Genomic DNA, 260 nt, shown 5'->3' on the forward strand with positions numbered 1-260 from the left:
CGGGCGTCACCGGCCAGCGGCGGTAGTCGGGCCCGCCGCCGATCTGGTCGACGCGGATCACCTCGGCCCCCATCTGGGCGAGGTAGAGCCCGGCGGTGGGCGAGGCGACGAACGACGACGCCTCGATTACCGACAAGCCCTGAAGCAGCGGGTACACCGGCCCTCAGCCCGCGATGCCGGCGGCGAAGTTGCGCAGCATCTGCTTGGCGATGACCAGCTGCATGATCTGCGTGGTGCCTTCGTAGATGCGGTAGATGCGG

At 69.2% G+C, this 260-nt stretch carries 1 protein-coding gene; it reads right to left on the reverse strand.

Going from position 1 to position 260, the window contains the following annotated elements; all coding sequences use genetic code 11:
- A partial coding sequence (locus ACZ3HH_RS30560; RefSeq protein WP_465810393.1) for a CoA transferase occupies positions 1–157 on the reverse strand: 157 nt, incomplete at its 3' end.
- Positions 158–260 lie beyond the last annotated feature (103 nt).

This window comes from Pseudomonas sp. PME37.24/025, assembly GCF_055556615.1.